At 39.2% G+C, this 7,396-nt stretch carries 5 protein-coding genes; 4 read left to right on the top strand and 1 reads right to left on the bottom strand.

Annotated elements, in window-relative coordinates; all coding sequences use genetic code 11:
* Positions 1-234: 234 nt before the first annotated feature.
* The 4 genes from BMSHG_RS05940 to BMSHG_RS05925 all read left to right on the top strand — a co-directional run bounded on the left by BMSHG_RS05940 (position 235) and on the right by BMSHG_RS05925 (position 4,559).
* On the top strand, positions 235-1,248 hold the full coding sequence (locus BMSHG_RS05940; RefSeq protein ID WP_019153524.1) for a metal-binding protein ZinT: 1,014 nt from the start codon (positions 235-237) through the stop codon (positions 1,246-1,248).
* 108 nt (positions 1,249-1,356) lie between these two features.
* Positions 1,357-3,012 carry a metal ABC transporter solute-binding protein, Zn/Mn family gene (locus tag BMSHG_RS05935; protein ID WP_019153523.1) on the top strand — a complete coding sequence of 552 codons (1,656 nt, stop codon included), beginning with the start codon at positions 1,357-1,359 and terminating at the stop codon, positions 3,010-3,012.
* A 69-nt stretch (positions 3,013-3,081) separates the two neighbouring features.
* Positions 3,082-3,798: a metal ABC transporter ATP-binding protein gene (locus BMSHG_RS05930; RefSeq protein ID WP_019153522.1), complete on the top strand. Its 717-nt coding sequence runs from the start codon at positions 3,082-3,084 to the stop codon at positions 3,796-3,798.
* Positions 3,735-4,559: a metal ABC transporter permease gene (locus BMSHG_RS05925; protein WP_019153521.1), complete on the top strand. Its 825-nt coding sequence runs from the start codon at positions 3,735-3,737 to the stop codon at positions 4,557-4,559. The genes BMSHG_RS05930 and BMSHG_RS05925 overlap by 64 nt, the downstream gene beginning before the upstream one ends.
* A gap of 66 nt (positions 4,560-4,625) precedes the next feature.
* On the opposite strand, the gene BMSHG_RS05920 is transcribed toward BMSHG_RS05925, so the two are convergent.
* Positions 4,626-7,253 (bottom strand): cation-translocating P-type ATPase, encoded by a 2,628-nt coding sequence (locus BMSHG_RS05920; protein ID WP_019153520.1) that lies wholly within the window; start codon positions 7,251-7,253, stop codon positions 4,626-4,628.
* Between the last annotated feature and the right edge of the window lie 143 nt (positions 7,254-7,396).

Below are 7,396 nucleotides of genomic sequence, written 5' to 3'. Positions count from 1 at the left end.
GCACATCTATTGAAAGATAAAAATCTTTACTATAGATTAAATCATCTTCTACCGAATGAGAAGAGGACATCCCTTTTTATTTTCGTATAATGAGATCCTTTTATACATAACGTTTTACAAGATTTGGTTTTAAGACAATCATAAATATCCCTTGACAGAATTAGCCAGCAAGTGGTACGGTATAAAACGTAATAATTACGATTTACATATAATGTATTTGAGAGGAGAAAGAAAGTGAAGAGACAACTTTGGGGTTTATTTATTTTATTGGTATTCAGTTTACTTTTGACGGCATGTCAAGGAAAAGAGGCTGAGAAAGTAGATGGAGAAGAAGAAAAAGATGTAGAGGTACATCAAGAAGAGGAACATGATCATGAGCATGATGAAGGACACTCGCATGACAATGAAGCACCAGAAGGAATAAAAATTGAAGGACTTGGTGACCACTATCATACGGGTGATAAGATTGAGTTAACTGCCGTGCTAGATGAAGAATCAGATCATGACCATTGGCATTGGTACAGTAGAGAAAGTGCAAGTGATGAATGGGAAACAGTTTCAGGACAAGAAACAGAGACATTCACAGGCGAGGCAACGATAGATGGATTGGAATTAAAAGCCGTTTTATTTGATGACGATCATAATCCTAGCGTACAATCTGCACCTGTTAAAATCGTTATTGATGACCATCATGGAAATGATGAAGAAAGCAAAAAAATCTATCAAGGTTATTTTGAAGATAGTCAAGTAAAAGATCGTGAACTGTCTGATTGGGAAGGTGATTGGCAGTCGGTTTATCCTTATCTATTATCTGGAGATTTAGATGAAGTATTTGAACATAAGGCAGAAGTAAATGGGGATAAGACAGCTGAAGAATACAAAGAGTATTATGAAACTGCGTATAAAACAACGGTTGAACGAATAGTTATTAAAGGTGATACTGTCACTTTTTATGAGGATGGAAAAGAGACAACAGGAACATATGCAAATGATGGATTTGAAATACTTGATAAAGGTGAAGGAAAAAAAGGAGTGCGCTTTGCATTTAAATTAGTCGATGGACCTGATGTATTGCCTAATTATATTCTTTTCAGTGATCACTATATTTTCCCTTCTAAATCTTATCACTATCATTTATATGCAGGAGATGACCGAAACAAATTGCTAGGAAAGTTGGATAATTGGCCAACGTATTATCCTGCTAAGTTGGATGCAGATGGTTTAGTACGAGATATGTTAGCACATTAATATTGATATAGTTTACCCGGTATTTAATTTAAGAAAGTATAAGAGAATACTAGACTTTAAATCGTAATTACTTCGATTTAAAGTCTAGTGTTGGAGGTTAAAACAAAGATGAAAAAAATATGTTTAGTGACTCTTTTAATTTTTTCAATGATTCTTTATGGATGTCAGAATGAAGAAGCAGGAACTGAGGATAAAAAACTTTCCGTTGTCACTTCATTTTATCCTATGTATGAATTTGCTCAGCAAGTAGCAGGGGACCGAGCAGATGTAACGTTAATGGTATCGGCTGGGGAAGATGCGCATCATTATGAACCAAGTGCAAAAGATGTAGCACGTGTTAATGAGGCTGATGTGTTTGTCTATAGCAGCGAAGAAATGGAACATTGGGTTGAGAGCTTATTAAAAACGACTGAGAATGATGATCTAGTCATCGCTCGTACAGCTGATGGAGTTGAGGCAGAGCATGACCATGATCATGATCATGATGAAGATGCTCACGAAGATCATGAACATGGCGAGGAAGCGGCTCACAGCATGTCCATTCATGGTGTTAAGGACCATTATCATACTGGAGATATGATTCAATTAACGGCTGAATTAGAGGATGAAACTGAATTTGATCATTGGCGCTGGTACACAAGATCTAGTGCTGACGAGGAGTGGGCTGCGGTTCCGAATCAAGGAGGGCCTGAATTCGAATATGAAGCTTCTGGAGAAAGTTTTGAGTTACGAGCAGTTCTATTTGATGGGGATCACAATCCTTACGCAGAGTCAGAACCAGTAGAAATTGTCATTAATGATCATGGACATGAGCATGGCGAAGATGCTGACCATGAGCATGGGGAAGAAGAAAGTCATGATCACAGTCATGAAAGTGGTGAAGAAGAAGGCCATGAACATAGTCATGAAAGTGGCGAAGAGGAAGGGCATGAACATAGTCATGAAAACGGTGAAGAGGCTGCCAAAACGATAGAAATCGCTGGATTGGCTGATCATTATCATACTGGAGATGTCGTGACTTTAGAGGCTCAGCTCGGAGAAGAAGTCGAGTTTGATCATTGGCATTGGTATACACGTGGAAGTGAAGATGAGGAATGGGAAGTCGTGTCTGGACAAGGAAGCAACCATTTTGAATATAAAACGACAGGTGAAAGCTTCGAGGTTCGGGCCGTACTATTTGATGGCGATCATAATGCCTATGCAGAATCGGAACCAGTGTCTGTTGTGATAGATGATCATGAAAACCATGATCCACATATTTGGTTAGATCCGGTGTTGGCTCAAGCGCAAGTGAATGTGATTCGTGATGCTCTTATTAAAGCAGATCCAGATGGAAAAGATGTTTATGAAAAAAATGCAGAAGCATTCAATAAAGAGCTTCAAGCGTTAGATGAAGAATATGAGGCTGCACTTAAAGATGCTAGCAATCGCGTTTTTGTCGTACAACATCAAGCGTTTGGATATCTTGCTAAGCGATATCATTTAGAACAAATTGCCATTGGTGGCTTGTCTACAGAAGTGGAACCAAGCCCATCACGGATTGCGGAGATTGGAAAACTAGTAGAAGAAAATGATGTGCCTGTGATATATTATCAACAGGGAGCTAATTCCGCCATTGCTGAAACAGTTGCAAATGAAACAGGAACAGAGACTGCTATTTTGTATGATTTAGAGGTATTATCTAAAGAACTACAAGAAAAAGATTTGGGCTACTTAGATGCAATGCGTGAAAATTTGAAAGCACTACAGTTAAGTGTCCAATAGTCGCACTTGTTCCTATTAAAAAATGAATGTTTAGTAGAAAGAATTCCATCATAGAAAGGTCGCTTTACTGTGCACTATATTGAAGTGAAAAATCTTGCCTTTCATTATGAAGAAGAACCGGTTTTGGAAAATATTTCATTTGAGGTAGACCCAGGAGATTTTGTGATGCTGACAGGAGAAAATGGTGCAGCTAAGACAACACTACTACGAAATATTTTAGGGCTACTCAAACCATCAAAAGGAAGTGTCCACCTCTCACCAAAAAATCGCCTTGGTGAGAGGCTTGTTGTTGGTTATGTATCGCAGCAAATTGCGTCCTTTAATGCTGGTTTCCCGAGTACTGTCCTTGAATTGGTACAATCCGGTCGCTATCAAAGAGGCAAATGGTTTAAAAGATTAGATAAAGAAGATAAAGAGCATGTACGTCGCTCGCTTGAATCAGTGGGAATGTGGGAGATGCGTCATAAAAAGATTGGAGAATTATCAGGTGGGCAAAAACAGCGAATTTCCCTTGCTCGAGTATTCGCAACCGATCCTGATTTGTTTATTTTAGATGAACCAACAACTGGAATGGATGTACGTTCTCGAGATGATTTTTATCAAATATTGCAGCATAATAGCAAGGAACATGGTAAGGGCATCTTAATGGTTACACACGATCATGAAGAGATTCGTCATTACGCAAATAAGCATATTGAGCTGATACGGAAGGAGGATTCCCCTTGGAGATGTTTTTCTATGGATTCATGCAAAGAGCTTTCCAAGCCTCATTCCTTATCTCATTAATTGCCCCAGTCTTAGGCTTGTTTCTGATCTTACGGAGACAGTCTTTAATGGCTGATACATTATCCCATATTTCATTAGCAGGTGTAGCGCTAGGTTTATTAATTGGTGTTAATCCGACTTGGACCAATATTTTAGTGGTGATCGTCATTGCGATTTTACTTGAATTTTTGCGTCAAATCTATCGTACCTACTCAGAAATTTCGATTGCCATATTAATGTCTGTAGGAATGGCAGTAGCGCTTGTTCTTATGGGAATAAGTGATGGTGGCGCAACATTAAGTATTACGCAATTTTTATTTGGTTCCATTGTTACGATTAGTAAAGAACAGATATGGCTCTTACTAGGATTAACGGTCATAATCGGAGGATTATATTTCATTTACCGGAAACCGATGTATGTTCTTACTTTTGATGAGGAAACAGCTTTTACTGCTGGACTCCCGATCAAAACGATGTCGATTTTATTTAATGTATTAACCGGTGTCACGATCGCAGTCATTATGCCGATTGTCGGGGCCTTGCTTGTTTCAGCGATTATTGTTTTACCAGCTGCCATTTCCCTACGCTTAAGCAAAAGTTTCAATGGAGTCATTTTGATAGGGATGGTTATTGCATTAGTGGGGATGTTAAGTGGTTTAACCGCATCCTATCAATTAGGAACTCCACCAGGTGCGACGATTACGCTAGTTTTAATGGTTATTTTTGCTGTTACGACTTCCTTAAAGTACGTATTACGGCATGTGAAATTAATGAATTCATAAGCCTATGTCAGGTACCACGATGGATGTGCTGTCCACGAATGGTACCTGACATTTTTTGTAAGTCTTTTATTTTGGTCGTGCAATTATTTTTAAAACTTCCATCAAGATAAGCGCTCCTAAGGAAAGTCCGAATGCAATGAGCCACTCTTCAAAGCCAAATACAACTGGAATGGCAAAGATTTCACGAGCAAATGGTAAAAGGGTAATCCCGTACAGAACAAAACCTAATGCTACAGCACCGATTACATATTTGTTGCTAAATAACCCCGCTCCGATTGCTGTTTGTGTAGTTGAACGTGCAGCAAATGTTTGTAGGGTCCGTGAAAGAATTAAAGTTGAAAAGGCCATTCCCACACCTAATTCTGCTGAATGTTGCAATCCGATGTATTGAGCGATGATAACGGCAATTCCGATTAGAGTTCCTCTCGTTAATACCGCTCGCATCGTGCCGCCAGCGAAAATCCCCTCATCAATTTTACGAGGTTTTTTCTTCATGACACCTGGTTCTGATTTCTCCATTCCCAATGCAATAGCCGGTAACGAATCATTCACTAAGTTAATAAACAATAATTGAAGGGCGGTAAAAGGATTGGACCAACCCATAATGACGGCGAATAAAATCGCAATAATTGCCCCTAAATTTCCAGCGAATAGATAACCGATTGCTTTTTTAATATTATCGAATACGGTACGGCCGACACTAACGGCGTTCACAATCGAAACAAAATTATCGTCTGTTAAAATCATTGCAGATGCATCCTTGGCAACATCAGTCCCACTTCCCATGGCGATGCCGATATCTGCTTGCTTCAGTGCTGGAGCATCATTGACTCCGTCACCAGTCATAGCCGTAATCTTATTTTTCTTTTGCCAAGCACGAACAATCCGAATTTTATTCTCTGGGGACACACGTGCGTAGACAGAAATCTGTTCTAATTTCTCGTCTAATTCTGCTTCAGACAGCGCATCTAGTTCCTGACCTGTTAGAGCAATATCATGTTCACCCATAAGTCCGATGTCTTTCCCAATAGCTTGTGCAGTTGTTTTATGATCGCCTGTTATCATAACCGTTCGAATGCCGGCCTGCTTGGCTTGCTCAATGGACCCATAGACAGCCTCACGAGGTGGATCGATCATGGCAGTTAAACCGACTAATACTAAATGATGTTCATCATCGTGATTAATCGTGCTTTTGTCAGTCGGTAGTTGTTTATATCCATAAGCAAGGACGCGAAGGGCTTGGTTTGAATAATCTTCATTTGTTTTTTGAAAAAGCTGTAATAACTCATCTGTTAAAGCTTCTTCTTTTCCATTCATGAGCACATAACTAGCACGGTTAAACATAACATCCGGTCCGCCCTTAGTTAGAAGCATCCTAGAACCATTAATGGTGTAGATCGTCGACATTAATTTTCGGTCAGAATCGAATGGTAATTCTCCTTCTCGTCTGTACCGCTGTCTGATTTTTTCAAAGTGATGCACATAATTAATCAGAGCTACTTCTGTTGGATCCCCGACTTCTTTTCCTTCATTATTAATATAAGAATCATTACAAAGCACCATAATGTTAAAAAGCATTTCTTCTTCGGAACTCCAATTTTCACGAGCTTTTGGAAGAGAGTCCTTTTTCCCGCTATTGGGGATGAAATAATTCGTAACCGTCATTTTATTTTGCGTTAGTGTCCCTGTTTTATCGGTACAAATGACACTGGTGGAACCTAATGTTTCGACTGCTGGTAATTTGCGAATGATCGCATGCTGTTTTGCCATTTTATTTGTACCTACAGATAATACAATTGTTACGATTGATGATAGTGCTTCAGGAATCGCCGCAACAGCTACGGCTACTGCAAACATTAATGAGTGTAAAATAGCGGTTGTCATATCTTCTGTACTGTCGCCAAACCAGATTCGGCCAACTTCTACTAAAAATATGAGAATACAAAGGATTAGAATCCCGATGCCGAGCTTTTTACTGAATACATCTAGTTTTCGCTGCAATGGTGTTTGTTTCTCTTTTGCCGTTGCAATTAAGCCAGCTATTTTCCCAATCTCTGTTTGTTCTCCCGTACCGGTAACAACGAATGTACAGCGACCATAGACAACTAAGGAACTGCTAAACACCATATTTCGGCGATCACCTAAGGCTACTTCTTGCTCAATCGCTTCTTCATTTTTTTCGACAGCTTCTGATTCACCAGTAAGCATTCCTTCATTGACTTTTAACGAACCACTTTCTAGAATCCGCCCGTCCGCAGGTACATAATCACCTGCTTCCAGTAAGACCATATCCCCGACGACAAGCTCTCTAGCTGCTATTGTTTGTCGTTCACCATTCCGAATGACTTTCGCACTTGGAGCAGACATATTCTGTAACGCTTCAAGTGAGCCTTCAGCCTTTTTCGTTTGGACAACACTAATAACAGAATTAATGATGAGAACAAGAAAAATAATGATCGACTCAACTACTTCTCCAAGGGCTAACTGTACCCCAGCCGCAATTAAAAGGACAATGACCATCGAATCTTTAAAGGTTTCTAAAAATATTTTCCACGTTGGTACTTTTTCTTTCCCTTTAATTTCGTTATAGCCGTCTCTTTCCAATCGTTTTTGTACTTCTTGCTGGGTTACCCCATTTTCTGCTGTTTGCAAATGCTCGAGAACCGTTTCTTTACTCTCACGATAGAATTGCATTGATAACATGCTCCTTTCCTCATATTTTATATTATTCCTTTATCTGCTTTTTTTAAATAAATAAGGATGTAGAAAGAAGTTGTGGTTGCCTATCAACTATCGTTTTATATCGATAAACGATTTTAAGAGTATTGAGAGATGGT

Source organism: Robertmurraya massiliosenegalensis JC6, assembly GCF_000311725.1.
Lineage (GTDB): Bacteria > Bacillota > Bacilli > Bacillales > Cytobacillaceae > Robertmurraya > Robertmurraya massiliosenegalensis.
This window is presented reverse-complemented; position numbering and strand designations above follow the sequence as displayed.

What these genes read in the sequence shown, in the direction of transcription:
- BMSHG_RS05935 (WP_019153523.1), top strand. Translation starts at nt 1,357, where the DNA reads ATGAAAAAAATATGTTTAGTGACTCTTTTAATTTTTTCAATGATTCTT.
- BMSHG_RS05920 (WP_019153520.1), bottom strand. Translation starts at nt 7,253, where the DNA reads ATGCAATTCTATCGTGAGAGTAAAGAAACGGTTCTCGAGCATTTGCAA.